Source organism: Colwellia sp. RE-S-Sl-9, from assembly GCF_048296855.1.
Taxonomy (GTDB): domain Bacteria; phylum Pseudomonadota; class Gammaproteobacteria; order Enterobacterales; family Alteromonadaceae; genus Pseudocolwellia.
Window position 1 is genome coordinate 693570 of the sequence record NZ_CP182631.1, and the last position, 20733, is coordinate 714302.

At 33.5% G+C, this 20733-nt stretch carries 23 protein-coding genes; 19 read left to right on the forward strand and 4 right to left on the reverse strand.

Annotated features, from left to right (window positions below; genetic code table 11):
- Window positions 1-637: 637 nt before the first annotated feature.
- From ACM9HF_RS02960 to ACM9HF_RS03050, 19 genes are all read left to right on the forward strand, one after another.
- The gene (locus ACM9HF_RS02960; RefSeq protein WP_473614228.1) at window positions 638-913 is read left to right on the forward strand and encodes a hypothetical protein; all 276 of its coding nucleotides are present in this window, start codon (window positions 638-640) and stop codon (window positions 911-913) included.
- A gap of 486 nt (window positions 914-1399) precedes the next feature.
- Window positions 1400-1777: a hypothetical protein gene (locus ACM9HF_RS02965; RefSeq protein ID WP_473614229.1), complete on the forward strand. Its 378-nt coding sequence runs from the start codon at window positions 1400-1402 to the stop codon at window positions 1775-1777.
- A 126-nt stretch (window positions 1778-1903) separates the two neighbouring features.
- Window positions 1904-2506 (forward strand): hypothetical protein, encoded by a 603-nt coding sequence (locus tag ACM9HF_RS02970; RefSeq protein ID WP_473614230.1) that lies wholly within the window; start codon window positions 1904-1906, stop codon window positions 2504-2506.
- Between the two features lie 1666 nt (window positions 2507-4172).
- Window positions 4173-4847: a hypothetical protein gene (locus ACM9HF_RS02975; protein WP_473614231.1), complete on the forward strand. Its 675-nt coding sequence runs from the start codon at window positions 4173-4175 to the stop codon at window positions 4845-4847.
- A gap of 114 nt (window positions 4848-4961) precedes the next feature.
- The gene (locus tag ACM9HF_RS02980; protein ID WP_473614232.1) at window positions 4962-5423 is read left to right on the forward strand and encodes a hypothetical protein; all 462 of its coding nucleotides are present in this window, start codon (window positions 4962-4964) and stop codon (window positions 5421-5423) included.
- A 437-nt stretch (window positions 5424-5860) separates the two neighbouring features.
- Window positions 5861-6169: a DUF6980 family protein gene (locus ACM9HF_RS02985; RefSeq protein WP_473614148.1), complete on the forward strand. Its 309-nt coding sequence runs from the start codon at window positions 5861-5863 to the stop codon at window positions 6167-6169.
- Between the two features lie 116 nt (window positions 6170-6285).
- Window positions 6286-6897 (forward strand): DUF6630 family protein, encoded by a 612-nt coding sequence (locus ACM9HF_RS02990; protein ID WP_473614233.1) that lies wholly within the window; start codon window positions 6286-6288, stop codon window positions 6895-6897.
- 114 nt (window positions 6898-7011) lie between these two features.
- Entirely contained in the window at window positions 7012-7878 is an 867-nt protein-coding gene (locus tag ACM9HF_RS02995) for a hypothetical protein (protein WP_473614234.1), read from the forward strand.
- Window positions 7879-8024: 146 nt separating this feature from the next.
- Window positions 8025-8594 carry a dihydrofolate reductase family protein gene (locus ACM9HF_RS03000; RefSeq protein WP_473614235.1) on the forward strand — a complete coding sequence of 190 codons (570 nt, stop codon included), beginning with the start codon at window positions 8025-8027 and terminating at the stop codon, window positions 8592-8594.
- A gap of 113 nt (window positions 8595-8707) precedes the next feature.
- Window positions 8708-9136 carry a type II toxin-antitoxin system RatA family toxin gene (locus tag ACM9HF_RS03005; protein ID WP_473614236.1) on the forward strand — a complete coding sequence of 143 codons (429 nt, stop codon included), beginning with the start codon at window positions 8708-8710 and terminating at the stop codon, window positions 9134-9136.
- 896 nt (window positions 9137-10032) lie between these two features.
- Window positions 10033-10584 (forward strand): flagellar basal body FlgE domain-containing protein, encoded by a 552-nt coding sequence (locus ACM9HF_RS03010; RefSeq protein WP_473614237.1) that lies wholly within the window; start codon window positions 10033-10035, stop codon window positions 10582-10584.
- 502 nt (window positions 10585-11086) lie between these two features.
- A complete protein-coding gene (locus ACM9HF_RS03015; protein WP_473614238.1) occupies window positions 11087-11989 on the forward strand; it encodes a sensor domain-containing diguanylate cyclase in 903 nt (300 codons plus the stop codon).
- 301 nt (window positions 11990-12290) lie between these two features.
- Complete coding sequence (locus ACM9HF_RS03020; RefSeq protein WP_473614239.1) at window positions 12291-12584, forward strand: hypothetical protein; 294 nt, start codon at window positions 12291-12293, stop codon at window positions 12582-12584.
- 1 nt (window position 12585) lies between these two features.
- Complete coding sequence (locus tag ACM9HF_RS03025) at window positions 12586-13011, forward strand: BLUF domain-containing protein (protein ID WP_473614240.1); 426 nt, start codon at window positions 12586-12588, stop codon at window positions 13009-13011.
- 25 nt (window positions 13012-13036) lie between these two features.
- Window positions 13037-13360, forward strand: coding sequence for a hypothetical protein (locus tag ACM9HF_RS03030; RefSeq protein ID WP_473614241.1), 324 nt, complete (start codon window positions 13037-13039; stop codon window positions 13358-13360).
- Window positions 13361-13454: 94 nt separating this feature from the next.
- Complete coding sequence (locus ACM9HF_RS03035) at window positions 13455-13775, forward strand: YkgJ family cysteine cluster protein (protein WP_473614242.1); 321 nt, start codon at window positions 13455-13457, stop codon at window positions 13773-13775.
- Window positions 13768-13974, forward strand: coding sequence for a hypothetical protein (locus ACM9HF_RS03040; protein ID WP_473614243.1), 207 nt, complete (start codon window positions 13768-13770; stop codon window positions 13972-13974). The genes ACM9HF_RS03035 and ACM9HF_RS03040 overlap by 8 nt, the downstream gene beginning before the upstream one ends.
- Before the next feature lie 255 nt (window positions 13975-14229).
- A complete protein-coding gene (locus tag ACM9HF_RS03045) occupies window positions 14230-14844 on the forward strand; it encodes a MarC family protein (RefSeq protein ID WP_473614244.1) in 615 nt (204 codons plus the stop codon).
- A gap of 107 nt (window positions 14845-14951) precedes the next feature.
- Window positions 14952-15821: a delta-class carbonic anhydrase gene (locus tag ACM9HF_RS03050; protein ID WP_473614245.1), complete on the forward strand. Its 870-nt coding sequence runs from the start codon at window positions 14952-14954 to the stop codon at window positions 15819-15821.
- 156 nt (window positions 15822-15977) lie between these two features.
- Here the strand turns inward: ACM9HF_RS03050 and ACM9HF_RS03055 are convergent, their stop codons facing one another.
- The 4 genes from ACM9HF_RS03055 to ACM9HF_RS03070 form a co-directional block, all read right to left on the reverse strand.
- Complete coding sequence (locus ACM9HF_RS03055; RefSeq protein ID WP_473614246.1) at window positions 15978-16379, reverse strand: type II toxin-antitoxin system HicB family antitoxin; 402 nt, start codon at window positions 16377-16379, stop codon at window positions 15978-15980.
- 462 nt (window positions 16380-16841) lie between these two features.
- Window positions 16842-17906: a 4-hydroxyphenylpyruvate dioxygenase gene (gene hppD / locus ACM9HF_RS03060; RefSeq protein WP_473614247.1), complete on the reverse strand. Its 1065-nt coding sequence runs from the start codon at window positions 17904-17906 to the stop codon at window positions 16842-16844.
- 559 nt (window positions 17907-18465) lie between these two features.
- Window positions 18466-19707 carry a tyrosine-type recombinase/integrase gene (locus tag ACM9HF_RS03065; RefSeq protein WP_473614248.1) on the reverse strand — a complete coding sequence of 414 codons (1242 nt, stop codon included), beginning with the start codon at window positions 19705-19707 and terminating at the stop codon, window positions 18466-18468.
- A gap of 115 nt (window positions 19708-19822) precedes the next feature.
- Complete coding sequence (locus ACM9HF_RS03070; protein WP_473614249.1) at window positions 19823-20662, reverse strand: LysR family transcriptional regulator; 840 nt, start codon at window positions 20660-20662, stop codon at window positions 19823-19825.
- Window positions 20663-20733: the final 71 nt, after the last annotated feature.

A 20733-nucleotide genomic window follows, 5' to 3' on the forward strand; every position in this document is an offset into this window, starting at 1 on the left:
GCTGCGGGTTTCGCTATTTTAGTTCTTCAATAGTCACTAATAAGCTTTGCCTATTTAAAAAACTTTTGTTGGCAAAGCTATTATTTCGTTCTGGCATTTGTGGGTAGCTCAATTTATAGTGCATTTATTACTACCGGATTTTACTTTGAACTTCAGTAATTAAGTTAAAGTTTATCAGGCATATAACAAGCAATTCAACGGGACTTTTACAGCTGGCTGTGCTCGTTCCTCGCAAATTTTAACCAGCAATAAAAGCCCATTAATTGGGCGTTATATGCAATTCATGAAGTAGGGTGCTTTAGCTAACAATTTGGTTATCAACTTTTACCTTTGTAAACGCTGCTACGAGTTTCGCTATTGTGTTTTTCACTAGTCACTAATAAGCTTTGTTGTTTTTATTACTACGTAATGTAACAAAGCTATTATTTCGTTCTAGCATTTGTGGGTAGCTCAATTTATAGTGTGCTTATTGCTACCGTCTTTTACTTCTGATTTTTGTATTTTAGTTCAGGTTTATCAGGCATATAACAAGGCATTGCAAAGGACTAAAAACAGTTGGCCGTTGCTCGTGCCTCGCTATTTTGGCCAACAATTTTTAGCCTCTGAATGAGGCGTTAGCAGTAAAGGCAGGTTTTAGGTGAGTGTTAATAGTCAGGAGGTTAAATTTTCTTTAAGCTCAGATGAATTTAGGTTTATTCTTAATAATCAACTTGCAAATAAATCCCTATCCACAAAGTTGCTCAGTATTAAAAATGAGTTATTGGCTAAACGTTCTAATTTTAAAAGAGTTACCATTATTTCAAACCTAGCAGACTTAGATGGTTTACTTGTAAACCTTTCTAAAGAGGCTAATAAAAACAATAACTCACTAGATAAACAGTATTTTTTAGACAATATATTTGGTAAGTTATAAATACAACGAAGTAGCCTATGAGTAAATTACTGCTAACAAGGCATTGCAAAGGACTAAAAACAGCTGGCCGTTGCTCGTGCCTCGCCATTTTGGCCAACAATTTTTAGCCTCTGAATGAGGCGTTATATGCAATTCATGTAGTTGGGTGCTTTAGCTAAAATTATTTTTATCAATCTTACTTTTGTAAACGCTGCTACGAGTTTCGCTATTTTAGTTCTTCAATAGTCACTAATAAGCTTTGCCTATTTAAAAGACTTTTGTTGGCAAAGCTATTATTTCGTACTGGTATTTGTGGGTAGCTCAATTTATAGTGCAGTTATTACTACCGTCTTTTACTTCTAGATTTTGTGTTTAAGTTAAGGTTTATCAGGCATATAACAAGCAATTTAACGGGACTTTTACAGCTGGCTGTGCTCGTTCCTCGCAATTATAGCCAGCAATAAAAGCCCATTAATTGGGCGTTATGTTTTTAAGGATGAGTCGAGTTTGCGTTACATTATTGCACTTTATTTTATTAGCTTTATATCGAGTGCATCAACATGTATGACCTCAGATAAACAAATTGCATTGTGGAATGAAAAATACGTTTCATTGTTTAAAGTAAGTACAGAGAAAAATAACAATTCATTTAACGTTCAGGTATCTTTGCCGAATAATATTGAAGGAAAAATATTTAAAGCCGTATGGCTTGTTGTAGGTGACGATAATGATCCAAGCTTTATTGCGCCTTTAAGTACATATGAAGAAGATAGTAAAACGAAAGTTTGGTTTGTAGTCAAACCGAATAACAATGATAAGAATGTATTGATATTTAGCTATGGAGAAGGTTGTGGTATTTCAGTTGACGTACCAATCGAGCTATAAAAAACATAACAAGAAAATCAACAAGGACACGTAACAGTTGGCTACGTTTCGCTTCGCTACACAATTTTAGCCAACCATTACTTAGCCTGTTATTTAGGCGTTAGGCATTTATAATATGGAGTTCAAATGTTCAAAAAAATTTCACTAGGATTGATGATCTTAACCAATTCCTCTCAGGGTTTTAGTGCTGAATTTAGCGAAGATATTTATGTTAAGTTAGCCGCTAAATCGGCTTGTTTATACAAACAAGGAAAAGGGAGTGATATTAAAGTCTACGAGAGGGAAATGACTGACTTTGGTAAAAAAATAGAGGGAGAAGGGTTTAGCATTAATAAATTTAAAAGCGATCAGATTTTGTATTCTTCTGATAAGGGTTTTATGAATAGGAGATTAAATGACATGATGAAAATGATGAATTCATGTCATTTATTAGAGTTAAAAAAAGAAAAAATAGATAATGGGTTTTTAAGCATACCTATTGTTAAGAACTCTGTTGTAATGAATAAGGTAAATGGGAAAAACGGACTTCCATCGGTGATGGAACTAGAAGTCAAAAAAAATATAAATGACATAGTATTGTTCTATGCAAAAAGTTTGGCTAAATATAAACCTAAAAAAACAAACGTCGATGAGACCATAATTCTTGAGTTTAGTGTAAATACAAAAAAACGAATGGTAACCTTAGAACCAAGGTTCAATACAACCTATATTACGATTATTGGCGAATAAATGCCTAACAAGGCATTGCAAAGGACTAAAAACAGCTGGCCGTTGCTCGTGCCTCGCTTATTTTGGCCAGCAATTTTTAGCCTCTGAATGAGGCGTTATATGCACTCAAATAGTATTGTTGGTTTAGCTAAAAATATTGTTATCAACCTTACTTTTGTAAACGCTGCTACGGGTTTCGCTATTGGAGTTTTCCAATAGTCACTAATAAGCTTTGTTGTTTTTATTACTTCGTAATGTAACAAAGCTATTATTTCGTTCTGGCAATTGTGGGTAGCTCAATTTATAGTGCATTTATTACTACCGTCTTTTACTTCTAACTTTTGTATTTAAGTTCAGTTTTATTAGGCATATAACAAGCAATTCAACGGGACTTTTACAGCTGGCTGTGCTCGTTCCTCGCAAATTATAGCCAGCAATAAAAGCCCATTAATTGGGCGTTATATGCACTCAAATTGTATTGTTGGTTTAGCTAAAAATGTTGTTATCAAAAATACTTTTGTACACGTTGCTTCGGGTTTCGCTATTATCGTTTTTCAATAGTCACTAATAAGCTTTGTTGTTTTTATTACTACGTAATGTAACAAAGCTATTATTTCGTTCTGGCATTTGTGGGTAGCTCAATTTATAGTGTGTTTATGACTACCGTCTTTTACTTCTGGCTTTTGTATTTTAGTTCAGGTTTATCAGGCATATAACAAGCAATTTAACGGGACTTTTACAGCTGGCTGTGCTCGTTCCTCGCAAATTTAGCCAGCAATAAAAGCCCATTAATTGGGCGTTATGCGTACTAAAGGATTGGCTTCAGTTAATGAGAATTGGAATTATCTCAATAATTATATATTTAGTTTTGATTGCATCATGGCCAAGTAATGCTTGTGCTTGTAGTGATACTGGTAACGGTGAGTTCTTTCTAAGGATCCTTCTTTTTCTAGTTTATTTATTGGTTCTACCTGTTATTTTATTTGCTGCTGGTGGGCGCTCTAAATATTTAATCATATATTTCATTATTTTAGTTTTATCGTTCTTTTTTTGGTTTTATGTCGATATATCTTATTTCTTAACTCCAAGTATACCGTTTGTAGTGCTCTTTATAATGTGTAAAAGTACGCATAACAAGAAAATGAACAAGGACTAAAAACAGCGGGCTGTTCGCTCCGCTCCATTTTAGCCCACAATTTTTAGCCTGTTATTTAGGCGTTATGTTTACCTTGTAGTTTGACTTATTTTGAAAGGTTAATGAAAGATATTTTATTAAAGTGGAAAAAGATTAAGTTGCAAATTAACACTATTGTGACGTTAGTGTTTGTCGCTTCTATTGCTCTCATGTACATGGAATTTATAAAGCCAATTGACGCTTATCACATAATTGTATTTTCATTGCTGTGTGTATTTTCATATCTTTTATATGAATTGTTAAAAAATAAATTTATATTCATAGACTCTAAAAAATTCTTATTATTTTCCTTTATGGGTATCCTTGTATTACTATTTTATTTTGCAATAATTCTTACAGGTTTGTTGGTGTTATTTGATGGTTTAGTTAATTAGTAAACATAACAAGTCGCTCAAGAGGGAAAATTTACAGTTTGCTGTTTTCGCTCCGCTCAACATTTTAGCAAACAATAAATTTCCCCTTAGCGGGGCGTTAGTTTTACAAGGAGGTTAGGTGTCAAAATTAAAATTATCCTTACTATTTTTTATTGGGGGATTTTTTATTTTAATTGGATTTTCCCAAAGGCATGCATTGGCATGTGAATTTATTGAGTATTCCAATTATTCAGAAATAGCACCTAACATTTTTGTAAGCGGTTCTTTCGACCTTAACCAAAAAGAAAATTTGCTTTCTAATATTACTCTGGGTAAATCTAGAGTTAACACTACTTTTGGTCAAATGATCTCTAACCCTAAAGTTGTTATCACAACAAGTGACAGTGAGGCATCTGATTTTGATTCAAATAAATATGGTAAAGCTTTACTCACTCCACTTGGGAAATGCATAGTGCTAGGTTCAGAAGGGCAAAATATTGATGTTATTGCTCATGAGTATACACACGCAGAAGTGCATTATAGAGTTGGTTGGTTAAACCATTTATTAAATGTCCCTATTTGGTTCAACGAAGGTGTTGCCTTGCTAGTTGATTTCAGAAAACCTTATCTATTAGAGAATATTGGTTTGTCACCCAAAGATGCTGAGTTTGTTAAAAATAATGAATTCGATTTTTCTATTGGCAGCTATCAAGCCTCAAGAGTTTTAGTGGATAAGATTGATAAAGCGAGCTTATATCAAAATTTGGAAAAGCTTAAACAAGGACAAGATATCAATAGCGTATTTGCACTGTAAAACTAACAAGCAAATCAACAGGACTTAAAACAGTTTGTTGTTTTTCGTTCCTCAAAATTTTAACAAACAATTTTAAGCCTGTTATTTGGGCGTTAGAGTTCAAGGAATATCTCTATGAGAAGTGTTTTCGTCTTATTAATCTTTGTATTATCTGGTTGTGCAACGGCTCCAAAAAATGCTTTAAATTTTGATCAGGTAAATATCCCGCAATCAACAAGCGAAAGAAGTACATTTATATTTAATCGTCTTTTTACTCCTCCTGCTGGTTCAGATATGAGAGTTAGTATTGACGGAGTTCAAATAGTCGCATTACCTAATAATACTTTTTCTTATGTTCAGTTGGAGCCAGGACAATATAATTTAAAAATTAGTTGGAGTCCTTGGACAGGTCAGGGAAGTTCAGAGAAACAAATTTTCATTCCTAAAGGAAAGTCTGTTTACCTTCAATTAGGGAGCAGTGTTTACACACCTATAGGGATTGAACTCGGCTCAAATAAAAATGTGTCAATGGAAGAAAGCTCTGCTATAAGTCATTTGAGAAAATGTTGTAAATATATTCCAGCAATTGAACTCTAACAAGGCATTCAAACGGACAATTTACAGTTTGTTGTTCGCTTCGCTCAATTTTAACAAACTGTAAAATTGCCGCTTAATGTGGCGTTATATGCACTCAAATCGTATGGTTGGTTTAGCTAAAAATGTTGTTATCAAAAATACTTTTGTACACGTTGCTTCGGGTTTCGCTATTATCGTTTTTCAATAGTCACTAATAAGCTTTGCCTTGTTAAAGAGACTTTTGTGGCAAAGCTATTATTTCGTTCTAGTATTTGTGGGCAGCTCAATTTATAGTGCGTTTATTACTACCGTCTTTTACTTTGAACTTCAGTAGTTAAGTTAAAGTTTATCAGGCATATAACAAGCAATTCAACGGGACTTTTACAGCTGGCTGTGCTCGTCCCTCGCAAATTATAGCCAGCAATAAAAGCCCATTAATTGGGCGTTATAGGTACTACATGGTTCAGCACTGTTGTCAGAATATGGATGATTCATTAAAGTTTGAATGCACTGATCATGCTAATGAATTTGAGTGCCCTGATACTTTAATTACATATAACGCAAAATTTGACGAATATGGACTTATTATTCATGACGGTGGCAGTAGCTCTAAAGCCATTTATTTTTGTTCGTGGTGTGGTTCAAAGTTACCTGATTCAAAGCGAGACTTGTGGTTTAATACTTTAGAAAATTTAGGTTTTGACGAGCCGTCAGAGCAAAATATCCCAAAAGAATTTAAATCAGGCGCTTGGTACAAATACCTATAACAAGGCATTGCAGCAGGACTAAAAACAGCTGGCTATTGCTCGTGCCTCGCTTATTTTAGCCATCAATTTTTAGCCTCTGAATGAGGCGTTACATACCTCACCTTGGAATCTGTATTATGAAATCGATTATAACAATTTTTTTTAGCTTTCTGTTGGGGGGCTGTACGAAAGATGTAGACCTACCCTTCGAAGATAACCCTAATTATCTATTAGCCAAATATGTATCTAACAACGATGTGAATGTGTTAAATGAGGTAGAACTATTTCTCCGCAGTAAATCAAAATACAGGAAAAAACACCAAGATAACCTCGAAGATCATGGATATGATGGTTCTTTTGCGGACAGCTTTGATTTTACATTCGTTCTTGTTGAAGCTCTTAAGTTAAACAATAAAGCGGTTGTCGTCGACTGGAAAGAAGATCCTATGGAAACACTTGAACTGATTAATATTATGTCAGAAAATATGCTTTCCCAATGTAATGATTTTAATATGATTAAACAGCGTTATCTTCAAAGTGACTTTAATATTTCACACTTTTTAGAAACTGATTTTTCTGAACCTTCTATTTTTACATGTTCTAAAAATATAGGGGTAAATCTCATTGCAATAGATAATGGAACTGATTCTTGGGTACTTACTTTAATACAGGATAAACATTCTTCAGATGTTACTCATTATGCAAAACTATCAGGTGTAAATTTAAACCTCAATAAAGACGGTATGTAACAAGAACTTCAAACGGAAAAAATACAGTTGGCTGTTTCACTCCGTTCACATTATAGCCAACTATATTTTTCCGCTTAAGTAGGCGTTATGACGATATTCAAGTTTGGGTGATAAATGAAAAAAAGAGTTTTTTACTCATGGCAATCAGATTTGCCAAACAATACCAATAGAGGGTTTATTAATACCGCTATTGAAAAAGCACTAGCTGAAATCAATTCAGATGACTCTTATACATTGATCCCTTTTTTAGATAGAGACACTGCCGGTTTGACAGGCTCTCCTGATATTTCAGCTTCCATTTTTGAAAAAATAGACAATAGTTCTGTGTTCATTTGTGACGTATCAATAATTAACAGTTTGAGTACGGGTAGTCGTTTCACTCCTAATCCAAATGTATTAATTGAATTAGGGTATGCGATAAGCAAATTAACTTGGAATAACATCATATTAGTGATGAATGAAGAATTTGGGAGTGTTGAAAGCTTACCTTTTGATTTAAGGGGTAGAAAAGTCTTAACGTATTCGATTAAATCAGAATCGGAGAGTAAAGCACCAGAAAGGAAAAAAGTAGCATCCATTCTAAAAGGTGGAATTGCAGCAATACTTGATAATATCGCTAATATTGAATTAAGTAACTCTGATATAAAACAAACACAGAAAACCGAAGAGATAAAATTAACTGAAGATAAAGAAGCGGAGAGCCTCATTTCTGTCGTAGATAGTATTACCTTTACGACTGAAAGAAACCAGTCCGCTATAAAATTTGCCAAAAAATATATTAATAAAAATAGATATGACTTAGCTGTCAAATTTGCATTACTGATTACATTCACAACTGAACTTAATCAGTATCTAATCCATATTGCAAAAGAAAGTATAAAGCATAAAGACATAGCGACGGCACAGGAAGCTATCAAGGGTATTACTTTTACTACAGAGCGTAATCAACTAAGCATGCAAGTTTTAAGGTTAGCTAGCTAATAGTCATAACAAGGGTTTTCAAGACGGACAAATTACAGTTGGCTTTTTGTTCGTGCCTCACTTATTTTAGCCCAACTGTAATTTGCCGCTTAAAACGGCGTTAGGTTGCAATCATACTCACCGATTTCATTGAATGAGAAAAACATATGAGAAAGTTAAAGTTACAAGTTCAAATATCCGTTGACGGCTTTATTGCTGGCCCAAAAGGCGAGATGGACTGGATGGTGTGGGATTGGGATGATGCACTTAAGAAATATGTAGAAGAAATTACGGAACCAGTTGACTGCATAGTTCTCGGTAGAAATCTAGCCCAAGGCTTTATTCCTCATTGGGCGGAGGTAGCTGCAAATCCTGATAACCCGGAATTTGAGGCTGGAGCTAAATATACAAATACCAAAAAGATCGTTTTTTCAAAAACACTTGTTCAGTCTGAATGGGAAAATACAGTATTAGCTAAGGGTGATCTTAGCGAAGAAATATCAAATCTAAAAAAACAAGAAGGCAAAGACATTATTGCATACGGTGGAGCAAAGTTTGCATCCTCTTTGATTAATGGTGGTCTTATAGATGAATTCCATTTGTTTATAAATCCTGTTGCTATCGGTAAGGGAATGGCGATATTTAATGGACTAGATACTAATCAAAAACTTGTGCTTGATTCATCAAAGGTATTTCCTTGTGGCATTGTTGTTTTAAAATATGGCAAAGCAACCTAACAAGAAGCTGCACCTGACATTTTTTGCTACGCTCAATTTTGTATGTCGCGTAGCTCCATTTTACACAATTGCTCTTCGCAAAAACTGCAGGTGAGCTTGGCGTTATATTTTTTATGATCGAATGCACTAAAGAAATCAGAGCGACGAAAGAAGCTTTATTTAAAATCACTCAGGATTATTCAATTCGTATGGACTGGGATCCCTTTCCTGAATCTTATTCGTTTATAAATGGTAACAAGATTGAACGAGGGCTACACCTGAAAGTTGTAGATAAAGCTGGACGTTCAATGATCGTTGAATATGTTTCATATAAGCCACCATTAGTTGCTTCTATTAGAATGGTTAGCGGACCTTGGTACATAAAAAGGTTTGCTGGTTCTTGGTCATTTAAAGAAATTGATAAAAATACAACAAAAGTAATATTTAAATATAATATCGTTAGTTATCCTACTTTTATTGGGTCGTTAGTACGTCATGTGTTTCGTAAAAATGCTAATAAAAGGCTATCGTCTCTAAAAGCATTTGTGGAATCAAAAATATAACAAGGCATTGCAAAGGACTAAAAACAGTTGGCCGTTGCTCGTGCCTCGCTGATTTTGGCCATCAATTTTTAGCCTCTGAATGAGGCGTTATATGCACTCAAATAGTATTGTTTGTTTAGCTAAAAATATTGTTATCAAACTTACTTTTATAAACGTTGCTACGGGTTTCGCTATTGTCGTTTATCAATAGTCACTAATAAGCTTTGCCTATTTAAAAAACTTTTGTTGGCAAAGCTATTATTTCGTTCTGGTATTTGTGGATAGCTTAATTTATAGTGCGTTTATTACTATCGGTTTTTACTAGTTGCTTGTGTATTTATGTTTAGGTTTATCAGGCATATAACAAGCAATTCAACGGGACTTTTACAGCTGGCTGTGCTCATTCCTCGCAATTTTAGCCAGCAATAAAAGCCCATTAATTGGGCGTTAGCATTACAAGGAAGTATATGAGTAGTTGTCCTAGTTGTAGTCAAAATATAAACCCTTTTAGCTTCTCTCTTTCGGCATTTTCTTTGTACTTTAAATGTCCAAATTGTAACGTAAGGTTAAAGCTAATCAATTCCAAACTATTTTGGGTTACTTTTTTCCTGTATTTAATTGTAGTGGTTACATCAATAATTTATATTCCTCTGATTCGTGAGTATAACCTTGGTGTTATCCTCGCTGTATTAGGTTGGTTTGTTGTTTACAATAAATTATTGTTTTATATACTACGCAAAGAAAATGTTGCTTTATATAAGTAGTGTAATGCTAACAAGCAATTCAACGGGACTTTTACAGCTGGCTGTGCTCGTCCCTCGCAAATTTTAGCCAGCTATTATCCGCCTCTTATTTAGGCGTTATATTTATTTTAAATCGGTGTGTCAATCGCCAAAATTAAACTTAGAGATAAGAATATGAAAAAATCACTATTAGCGCTGCCTGTATTAATTGCTTTAACTGCATGTAATGATTCTTCATCAGATGCAAAAGAAGAAGTTCAAGAAACCCAAGAAGAAGTAGTATCTCTTGAAACTACAAAAGTGCAATTACAATTTAATTTACCTTCAGGATCTGAATTACTTGATACACAAAAATTCACTTATGATGACATGTTAAGCTATAACGCAAGTGTAAGTACTTTAGTTTGCAAACCAGATGGTTCAAAAATAGACTTAGCGGTAAACTTCGTTCATGTAGAGCAAGATAAATGGGATGTTTACTTTAAATTAAATGATGAGTTTTTAAATGTTGATAATGGTGTGATTGGAGGTACAGGGCAAACTAAAGCTACAATAGAGTTTGACGAAAACGGTGACTTCATTAGACAAATACCTTATATTATTAACTCTACTGCTATTCAGGATTCCGGTATTATTTATCAAATTGAATTAGATTTTTATACTGATGTAACAACCAATATTGATGAAAGCTTTAATGCTAAAAACTTAAATTCTAACGGTTGTTAATAATAAATATAACAAGGCATTTTTAGCCTCTGAATGAGGCGTTAGAGTTCGTTGCATCAAGGAAGGCTGTGATTACTCTTAAACTAGTTTTCAAATATTCGATGGTTAGCACTTTGGTTCTTGGTGCTATCTTAATTATCTCAGCCCTGATAGACCAGGTGGCAATTATAAAGCTCTCTGGTTTGCTATATCTGATATTCAGCTTAGTATTATCAGTTTCTTTTTTTATGCTGATTTTACGACACTATAAGATTACATCGAATAACGATATTTTAATGCGTATCATTGCTATGTTTGGAGCAGCAGTTTGTAGTGGTATTTGGATTGTCTTAATCTATCCAATTTCGTTCCTATTACCATGAACTCTAACAAGCAATTCAACGGGACTTTTACAGCTGGCTGTTTCGTTCCTCAACATTTTAAGCCAGCAATAAAATCCCATTATTTGTGCGTTAGCGGGTCAATCGCTATACTGATTGATATATCTAAAGCGTGGTGATAAATGAGCACAAAATTTAATGATTCGGTTTATCGTTCGATAGTTGAAAACTCAATTGATGCTGTAGTGATAATTAATCGTTCAGGCGATATTGTTTCGTGGAATTCTGCAGCAGAACAAATTTTCGGTTACACAGCATCGGAAGCTGTTGGTAAATATGTACATGACATTCTTCCTGCACATGACCTTCGCGATAAAGCTAATAAGTCATTCCGAAAATTTAAAAAGAAAGGGTCTGGCCCATTAGTTGGTAAAGTTTTACAGGTTCGCGGTCTTAAAAAAAATGGCGACGAAGTGCATGTTCAATTTAGCTTTAATACTGTAGTCGTTAATGGTGAGCTATTCGCATTTGCTTTTATTAGAGATATATCTGAGTTAATTGACCTTCAAGAAAAACTAATATGCCAAGCTACTGTTGATCCCTTAACTAGCCTGCTAAATCGTCGGGCTTTTTTACAGCAAACAGAAGCTGCTTTCAATATGTCGAAAAGGCATAAAGAACCACTTAGTCTATTAATGATTGATTTTGATTTTTTTAAGAAAATTAACGATCAGTATGGACATCATGTTGGTGATATTGTGCTAAAAGAGTTTTCTAGTAACACTTCAAAACTACTACGAACTGAAGATATTATAGGGAGAGTAGGTGGTGAAGAATTTGTTATTGCTTTAACAAAAACGCCTATCGAATATTCTTTAAAATTAGCTGAAAGGATAAGAGTATCTACTGAGAATATAAACATTAAAACTTCTGATTTCAGTTTTTCATTTACAGTTAGCATAGGTGTTTCCTGCATCGAAAATAATGATAAATCTTTACAGCAACTTCTAGAACGTAGCGATAAAGCAATGTACAAAGCTAAAGAAGAAAGGAATTGTGTTGTGTCAATTACCAGCTACAAGTAAATCAACATTACTAAAACAGTTAGGCTCTGAATGAGGCGTTAGGTAAATTGTGTAATTAATATATTAAGGAGAATATTATGAAAAAGGCAGTAATGGTTTTAATTTGGTTTGTAGGTATATAACTTATCTTTGCTTTCGTTGGTGGTTTAATGAATAGTGTTTCAAGTAACACAATATTCGTGAGTAAGGATGCAGTTTTATTATCAACTTTACTGGCTTTTATTATTTCAGGTTTAGGCGTTTATAAACAGTGGCTTCAACCGGAAAATACAATTAGCGTTATAAAATTTGGAGTTATTTAATGACAGATAAGGACATCGAGTTCTATTTTAGTCTCAAAAAAAGAATTAATCAGATGCCATCAATTATAGCTATATTAATGGTAATGTTCGTTTTAAATGGTATCTGGAGTTTCTTGCCATTTTTAGATACAGGAACTTCATACGGTATTGCAGGAGTACTAATAATCAACCTATTACAGGCTTGGTTTAAAAATGGAACAGATGCACAAAGTCATGATCTTATTGAAAGTTTAATCAACAGAGATGCTGAATTAATTAAACAAGTTAGTGAGTATAAAATAAGGATTAATTGAAATGTTTGAATTACTTTATACAAGTTTGGCGCCTACAGGTTTTTCTGAAGATGAGCTCATTGGTATATTGGAAAAAGCTCGAATAAAAAATAATAAGCTTGGTATTACGGGCATGTTGATTTATCACGATAGAGAAATTATGCAAATTTTAGAAGGTGATAAAAGTACGGTGCTTAATTTATTTCAAACTATTTTTGAAGACTCTCGGCATACTTGTGTTGATGTCTTTTATAAAGGTGAAATCAAAGAAAGATCTTTTTCTGATTGGTCAATGGCTTTTAAATCGTTAGACGAACAAACAATTAAATTAATTACTGATGGCTATCAAGGTTTAGATAAAAACAGTTCTCCTATTAACATGCTAAAAAGTAGTAATAATAGAGGAAAAAAAACGTTTATATCTTTACGAGAAACTTTTTTTAGTTAATTTAAATTTGATAAAAATAGGGGGTATGGTGAAGTTATTTGTTCTCTTAAATTCAGTATTATTGTGTTTAAGTGCTTTTACTGTGTTAGCTACTGATAGTAAAACAATTAAAATTAGCGATGTAATTTCAAAAGAAGAATTTTCATTATATAAAGATGTTGGTGAATTTATTGATCATTCACCCAAGGTAACTATCATTGTACAACCAGAATTAACTGATGTTGCTGAATATGGAGAAGGTGTAGTTAAATCACTCACGGGTACAGATTGTGACAGAGACGGGAAAATGGATGATAACGCGACTTGTAATGCGGTTTATTTAAAGCTTTGGTTGAAGTATAAACGTTAGATAAGATGTAAATTATAACCGCTTTATTTTAATTGATATCGAATACCATCGACTTAAGGTAAAATACAAAACTGCCAATTTATAACGTGTCTATATGACTATTAAGATAAAAAATATAACGGAAACAAAATCTGTTGAAGTTACCTGTTCAAGTTGTGAAGCTTGTTGTTGTCATTTAGAAGTTATGATTATTACTGATACGGGTGTTCCTGAGAAGCATATTGCTTTTGACCAGTGGGGCGGCGAAACCATGCTACGTTTAGACGATGGTTGGTGCTCAGCTTTAGATCGTGAAACCCTTATGTGTACCATCTATGAAAATCGCCCTTTAATATGTCGAGAGTTTGAAATGGGATCATACGAATGCATTAATGAAAGAACCGCACAGGGATTAACGAGTAGTTCAAATGGATAGTGCATCAATTATGGTCTGGAGTGTACTATTTGGTGGCATAGGTATTGGTTATTTTATCTATGGGAAAAAACAAAAAGCTATTGTTCCATTTTGTATTGGTTTATCTCTGTTTGTTTTTCCTTATTTTATGTCGAGTGTAACCATGCTTATTATTGTCGGTATTATTTTGGTAGCCATTCCATATTTCATTAAAATTTAGCTGTATTTCATCATTAGTTACACTGAAATACTTGGCAGTTTAATTAACAAATATTACAATACGTTTAGACTTCATTCATAACCATTTTTTGCAATCAATTTTCAGCATTAACAACATACCATTTATAAATGGGTATCAATCATAAATTATTATGAGTTTTGATTGATACTATTCACATTCTAACTTAACAATAAATTTTCTCACTCAACCACACTGATATTTTATCGTGATTAATTAATTTGGAGTAATTTTTATATGATCGATCTTCTCGCTGTATTTATTACCTTCTTTGCTGTTGTAGATCCCATTGGTACCGTACCCGTATTTATTGCGGTAACAGATAAATATGACCAAAAAACAAAACGTCGTATTGCTTTCCTCTCAACGGTTGTATCTATCTGCGTATTATTATTTTTTATGGCGGTAGGAGAAATAGTATTACAGGCTTTATCTATTCCACTTCCAGCGTTTCAAATATCAGGAGGGATAATATTATTTTTATTCGCGCTTAGTATGATCTTTGGTGATAGTAAACCTGAGCAGGAGATTAAACTATTAGGACGATCTCATAATGAAACTGCTATTTTTCCTCTAGCTGTTCCTTCAATTGCAAGCCCAGGGGCAATGTTAGCAGCCGTTCTGTTAACAAAAAATTCGGTTTATAGTATTTGGGAACAAATACAAACTGCATTAGTAATGATGTCGGTTTTAGTTTTGGTATACATATTAATGCTTCTTGCTGGTTTTATTAATCGATTTATTGGCGACAGTGGTGCGAGTGTTATTAGTCGAGTAATGGGGTTAATTCTTTCATCTGTTGCAACCACAAATGTACTTGCAGGTTTGAGTGAATATTATAAGCACATATAAAAAATAATTATGTAACCACAATTAATATTAGGCTTGAGTAATGGTTATCGTAAATACCACAGTTATAAATTAAAATTTTAACATTAAAGAATCACTTAGGAATATATATGAAAAAAGAGCTCATATTCGCAATTACCGCATCAATGTTATTACCCATAACGGTTGTAGCAAAAGATAATATGCATAATTCCCATTATGTGGTATCAGATAAAGTAATCGCTGAACAACGTGCAGCACTTGCAAAAAATACTAACGGCCAAGGTTTTGGTCCTCAGTCTCCTCGGGACATAGATTCAGTAGAGGGTAGTAATCCTATAATATTCAGCGATGCTCCTGTTTCTCAAAAAATGAATCTTTGTAATATTCATTTTCATAAAAATGCCGAACATAAAGGCGGCGAGTTTACGATATATGCAGGAAATGGTGATGGTCATGGTTTTGGTAGTGGTTATAAGTATTCTGGTAAGTTAAGCGACAAAGAGATTAAGTCGGTAGGAAATAATATTTGTTTAAGTGAACATGGTAGTTTGAATTCTGGTGATACTATTGAAGTTCATTATGTATATTCTACTGCTATGGTTCAGCCCGGTCCAACCTTGGGTTCATGTTTAAATGACTCAATAAATAATCCGCAGTTACGAGTAGAAACCCAAGTTTATGTATTGGTTAATAACACTGATGGTCTTAACTTTAATACGTTAACTCAATACGATCGAATAAACGATTTCTATCAAGCGGTGAACATACCTAGCAATACAGGTAAGCCTATTCAGTATTCTGGTTCAACTACAGGGCCAAGTTATAATGAAAAAGGATCTCCATTTCAGGTTACCTGGAATGTTCGACCTAAAGTAAGCAAAGTAAATATTGAAAGTGTAGGTAAGTGGTGCGAAAGCAATATCTTTAAAGAAGATCATGCCCATGGTGTTAGAAACCTAGTTACAAATTCTCAGCTTATTTCAAATATTATTCAATAATTTTAATTCATGTTTGTAATCCAAATCATTAAAGCCCTAAATCGTATGATAATTTAGGGCTTACAAAGAAGGGTGATATTTTACTATATCTCTTGTAGATTTTATTACAGGACCTTTGTTACAGAATTATAAATTTATAAACACAAATAAACCTTTTCAAATTTCTTTCGACAATTCATTTAAACATACTGAAGCGATAAAACCAGAACGTGTTTTATGCTCTGGTGATTTACTTACCCGATCATCTATTTTCTTAATTAGTAATTCCGGAAGGGTTACATTAATTTTCTGGCTCTTTCCTAAGTACGGGACAATATCGATTTCTATAATTGCCCAAATTACATTTTCATTTTGTTTTAAATGGTAATCAATTGATTTTGCATTGGGTATTGCTTCACCGTACTCAGCTAAAATTTCAAGATGTTCACCTACTACTTTTTTTAACCTAGTTAAGCCTTCATCAACCGTTTCTGCTTTTATTTTACATCCAGGTAAATCAACTACTGATAAAGAGTAGTTCGGCATATTTTCTTTAGTAATCGAAACAGGGTATTTCATGTTATTTCCTTAAAACTTCCAATACAAACAGTGTAACCCTAACACCCCCAAAAGGCTACACATTGATAACCCTAGCAACCCCAAGGTACTCAACCAGAACAACCCTAACAACCCCAAAAACGTAAAACAAAACAACCCCAACACCTCCAAAGTAATGAAGTGAACATTCACTCAACACCTTAATCATTAAAAACAAAATAAATACCGTTTAATTAAAGGGGTATTAGAGGTGTTATTTATGTATAGGAAAGTAATGGTATTTAATTAAATCAAGAAATATTCAATACGGTTATTAGAAATAGAGAGGGGGAAAACTAAAAATATAAGGAAAGTTACGCTATAAATTCAGCATAATATTGAAGTTAATAATATCGAATATAAGGCAAATAAAAGCAGTATATGAATAAAAAAAGGCTAGTTGTAAACTAGCCTTTGTAGGATCGTTTATATAAAAAACTGACTTTAAATAACACCTCTTTCTACTTGATCACGTTCAATAGATTCAAACAATGCTTTAAAATTACCTTCGCCAAAACCGTCATCTTGTTTACGTTGTATAAACTCGAAAAATACAGGACCAATCACCGTCTCTGAAAATATTTGTAAAAGTAGTTTAGGTCCATCAGTTGTTGTACCGTCTAATAAAATACCACGGGTTTGTAACTCACTCACATTTTCACCATGACCGGGTAAACGGTCTTCTAGCATATCGTAATAAGTTTGTGGCGGTGCTTTCATTAAAGGAACACCACGTTCTTTTAATCGATCTAAACATGCCGGTAAATTGTCACAAGAAAAGGCAATATGCTGAATACCTTCACCGTTATACTTCATTAAAAATTCTTCAATTTGCCCAATGCCCTGGCTTGCTTCTTCATTTAACGGAATACGAATTAAACCATCTGGCGCTGTTAAGGCTTTTGAGAATAATCCGGTATATTCTCCTTTTATATCGAAATAGCGTATTTCTCTAAAGTTAAATAATCGTTCATAAAAGTCAGCCCAAAAATTCATACGTCCACGATAAACATTATGCGTTAAATGATCGATTACGTTAAAGCCACATCCTTTTGGGTGTTTATCAACACCTTCTTCGTAAATAAAATCTATATCGTATATTGATGATCCGTCTTCATATCTATCAATTAAATACAAAGGTGCGCCACCTATACCTTTAATTGCGGGTAAACGTAGTTCCATTGGTCCGGTTGGAATTTCTACGGGTTGAGCACCTAAAACCAAAGCTCTGTCATACGCTTTTTGTGCATTTTTAACTCGAAATGCCATACCACAGGCACTAGGGCCGTGCTCAGAAGCAAAATATCCGCCCACACTTTTAGGTTCTTTATTAAGAATTAAATTAATACCGCCTTGGCGATATAAATCAACATTTTTTGAACGATGTGTGGCTATTTTACTAAAACCTAACATATCAAATACAGGCTCTAAAATACCTAGAGTTGGGGATGCAAATTCAATAAATTCGAAACCATCTAACCCCATAGGGTTTTCAAATAAATCAGCCATGTGTACCTCTGTGTATAAATTTTTATCACTGGTTATATGAAAACAACATAACTCAATGCACGTGAATAACGTGATGATTCAAAATTATATAAGTTACTAAAACAAGTCAATTTATGCAGAAAGTTAACTTAAATTGTTATTTTAGTGATATAAAACAATTGATTACGTGTGTTTTGCAATGTTTCAAATGGAAGTGTAAATGTATAAGAACAAAGGCTGTAAATTATTAAGGTCTGTTGAGCTTTTATGTTTAAATTTTCTTCAAATTAAATGTTTGTTAAGCACGGAGCAAGAGATCTAGCATAGTTGTTCTATGTAAATTCCTTGTAACAATGAGCAAAAAGCATTTAAACGGATCCGTAGGACAGGATTTGTTATGTAAGATGGTGGAATATAATTATGTGTAAATATATCTACACACGGAACATTATTACTTTTAAAATTGTAAATTTGAGCTACATCAGCATAAGTTTATGTTTTTAATATGTAATTAATAATGTTTAGATAGAATATTATCCAGAATGCTGTTTTTAAATATTTCATTTAAACTAAAAAATAGTTAATTAACTTTTCGTTTTTTACCACTTTCAGCTCGTAATTTGTTCTCACTTTGAACATATACGGTATCTGTTGTTGCCATACTGGCATGACCAAGATCTTCAGAAACATCTTTAAGAGGGCGGCCACGTTCTATTTCCATACTTGCTCCGGTATGTCTGAGCCAATGTGTTGAAGCTTCTTTTAATTTTAAGGCTTTATCTTCACCTACCTGTTGTTTCATAGTTAAGTAAGCACGATCGAAAACCGTTTGTACTAAGCGTCTTAAGTGTCTTGATGTCATTCCACCTTGACCTCTTATTTTTTCAACTAACACGGTGTTTTCACTGCTCGTAGGTAAACTTGATAAACCTCTTGATGCGCGATAGCGTTTTAAAAAAGGGAGAAAATCTACGGGTACTGTTGTATCGCGTAACTTTCGACCTTTACCAAATACTTTTAACCACCAGTTATCATCTTCGTCTTGCCAAAAATGCCCCATAATAGGTGACCAAGCAGGGCGCTCAGATAATTCTGATATACGTAAAAACAAGGTTTTCAATGATGCGATTACGAATAAGCTACGTTCAAAAGTTTCATCTTCGTTAGCCATATCAATTGCGGTATCTAATACATATTGCCATTGTACTGAGCTTAATCGTTTAACTTCTTTTACCTGTGCGTCGGTAATAAAATGTCTACAATCTTTTTTTGCTATTTGTGCAGGATTCCCCAAACAATATTCTTCAGCCATTAAGTAGTTATAAAACACAATAATTGCAGTAAATGATGAGGTTAAGGTTTGCTGAGATGGACGATATTTTTTCTTATCGATAACTGTTTGGTTTTTCTGGATTTTAGGGATTTGAATTTTATAAGGCGCCCAAAGTTCATTGGCTGAAGAGTATCCATTCGATAACTTAAAGCGTTCTTGGTTAGACGTACCGATCCATGTAACGGGTGGCTGCCAACAAAAATCAGCATATTCTAAAATATCTGTTTTACGTAACTGATCAATTGGCATTTTTTTAATAATAAACGACCATAATAAAAAACGTTCTACTTCATTTCTAAAACGATCATAGGTATGAATAGATTTATTTCTACCAGTGTATTCTAAAAAAGACTGCCCCCATTTAAAATGCTCTAACCACCAATCAGGTTCTGATGAAAATATTGTATCGAGTTCAGGATAATCTTCAAAATCGAATTCAAGTAAATCGATATACGATGGATATAATGGTATAGGCTTTGTTAATGGCATTTTAAATTTTAGCGAGTTTATCTGAGCATAAGTTAGTTTAATTTGTTAAAAACACTATGTCCAATACTAGTTTTTAAATTAATGAGTAAAGGTGGCAGGGGGCCTTTAATATTTATTAAAACCAGTCGTCGTTCTCTTCAAATACGTGAATGAGTTGTTGTTTTAACTTATTAATATTAATGTCTTTTTGAGCATAACAAATAAGATAAACCGGATATGAAAATTGAGGTGAATTAGGTGTTAATTCAATAAGTCCTTGCTCTAAATATCGATTAATGACACGTGTTCTAAAATAGCCACTTCCGCCAGACTTTAACATAACCTGTAAAGCGACAGGCCCTAAACTGATTGATATATTACTACGAGCTAATTCTGGTAGGGCATTATCATGTAGTCTTCGGTATTCGTCTCCCCAATCTATATACATGTAGGGTTCGCTATTATTTTTGGCTTGAACGCGTATTAATTTTTCATCTAATAAATGTTCTACAATAATACGCGAACTATATTCTGGTTGATGAACTAATGCGGCATCTAATCCGCCTGATCTTACTTTTTCACATAACTGTTTACTGTCACCAACTTCAAGGTTTAATGCAAGTTCAGGATTGTTTTTATTAATTTGAACAAGCCATTTGGCGGCTATAGGGTTCCAGAGTGTTAAATCAACGCCTATAGCAAGGCTGTCTTTAGATACAAGTGGTAATGGTAAATCTCTTTTTGCTGCATGCCATGTTTGAACAATTTGTGTTGCGTATGATTTAAAGTGCTCGCCATCTTTTGTTAATTTAGCGCCGCTTTTATTTCTGATAAATAAAGCGCAGTTAAGTTCGTTTTCTAACGATTTTATACGTGCAGTAACTGTTGTTTGAGTTACATTAAGTTCAACAGCAGATGCACCAAAAGTACCCGTATTGCAAATTGAAAGAAACGTTTTAGCCGCAATATAATCCATAAAACTTCCATTAATATCGATAGAACAAATAATAAACCTAAATATTATTCATTATACACATATATTTTTCT

What these genes read in the sequence shown, in the direction of transcription:
- ACM9HF_RS03035 (WP_473614242.1), top strand. Translation starts at nt 13,455, where the DNA reads ATGACTATTAAGATAAAAAATATAACGGAAACAAAATCTGTTGAAGTT.
- ACM9HF_RS02990 (WP_473614233.1), top strand. Translation starts at nt 6,286, where the DNA reads ATGAAATCGATTATAACAATTTTTTTTAGCTTTCTGTTGGGGGGCTGT.
- ACM9HF_RS03000 (WP_473614235.1), top strand. Translation starts at nt 8,025, where the DNA reads ATGAGAAAGTTAAAGTTACAAGTTCAAATATCCGTTGACGGCTTTATT.
- ACM9HF_RS02970 (WP_473614230.1), top strand. Translation starts at nt 1,904, where the DNA reads ATGTTCAAAAAAATTTCACTAGGATTGATGATCTTAACCAATTCCTCT.
- hppD (WP_473614247.1), bottom strand. Translation starts at nt 17,906, where the DNA reads ATGGCTGATTTATTTGAAAACCCTATGGGGTTAGATGGTTTCGAATTT.
- ACM9HF_RS03070 (WP_473614249.1), bottom strand. Translation starts at nt 20,662, where the DNA reads ATGGATTATATTGCGGCTAAAACGTTTCTTTCAATTTGCAATACGGGT.
- ACM9HF_RS03040 (WP_473614243.1), top strand. Translation starts at nt 13,768, where the DNA reads ATGGATAGTGCATCAATTATGGTCTGGAGTGTACTATTTGGTGGCATA.
- ACM9HF_RS03020 (WP_473614239.1), top strand. Translation starts at nt 12,291, where the DNA reads ATGACAGATAAGGACATCGAGTTCTATTTTAGTCTCAAAAAAAGAATT.
- ACM9HF_RS03010 (WP_473614237.1), top strand. Translation starts at nt 10,033, where the DNA reads ATGAAAAAATCACTATTAGCGCTGCCTGTATTAATTGCTTTAACTGCA.
- ACM9HF_RS02980 (WP_473614232.1), top strand. Translation starts at nt 4,962, where the DNA reads ATGAGAAGTGTTTTCGTCTTATTAATCTTTGTATTATCTGGTTGTGCA.
- ACM9HF_RS02995 (WP_473614234.1), top strand. Translation starts at nt 7,012, where the DNA reads ATGAAAAAAAGAGTTTTTTACTCATGGCAATCAGATTTGCCAAACAAT.
- ACM9HF_RS02985 (WP_473614148.1), top strand. Translation starts at nt 5,861, where the DNA reads ATGGTTCAGCACTGTTGTCAGAATATGGATGATTCATTAAAGTTTGAA.
- ACM9HF_RS03055 (WP_473614246.1), bottom strand. Translation starts at nt 16,379, where the DNA reads ATGAAATACCCTGTTTCGATTACTAAAGAAAATATGCCGAACTACTCT.
- ACM9HF_RS03050 (WP_473614245.1), top strand. Translation starts at nt 14,952, where the DNA reads ATGAAAAAAGAGCTCATATTCGCAATTACCGCATCAATGTTATTACCC.
- ACM9HF_RS03065 (WP_473614248.1), bottom strand. Translation starts at nt 19,707, where the DNA reads ATGCCATTAACAAAGCCTATACCATTATATCCATCGTATATCGATTTA.
- ACM9HF_RS03030 (WP_473614241.1), top strand. Translation starts at nt 13,037, where the DNA reads ATGGTGAAGTTATTTGTTCTCTTAAATTCAGTATTATTGTGTTTAAGT.
- ACM9HF_RS03015 (WP_473614238.1), top strand. Translation starts at nt 11,087, where the DNA reads ATGAGCACAAAATTTAATGATTCGGTTTATCGTTCGATAGTTGAAAAC.
- ACM9HF_RS03025 (WP_473614240.1), top strand. Translation starts at nt 12,586, where the DNA reads ATGTTTGAATTACTTTATACAAGTTTGGCGCCTACAGGTTTTTCTGAA.
- ACM9HF_RS03045 (WP_473614244.1), top strand. Translation starts at nt 14,230, where the DNA reads ATGATCGATCTTCTCGCTGTATTTATTACCTTCTTTGCTGTTGTAGAT.
- ACM9HF_RS03005 (WP_473614236.1), top strand. Translation starts at nt 8,708, where the DNA reads ATGATCGAATGCACTAAAGAAATCAGAGCGACGAAAGAAGCTTTATTT.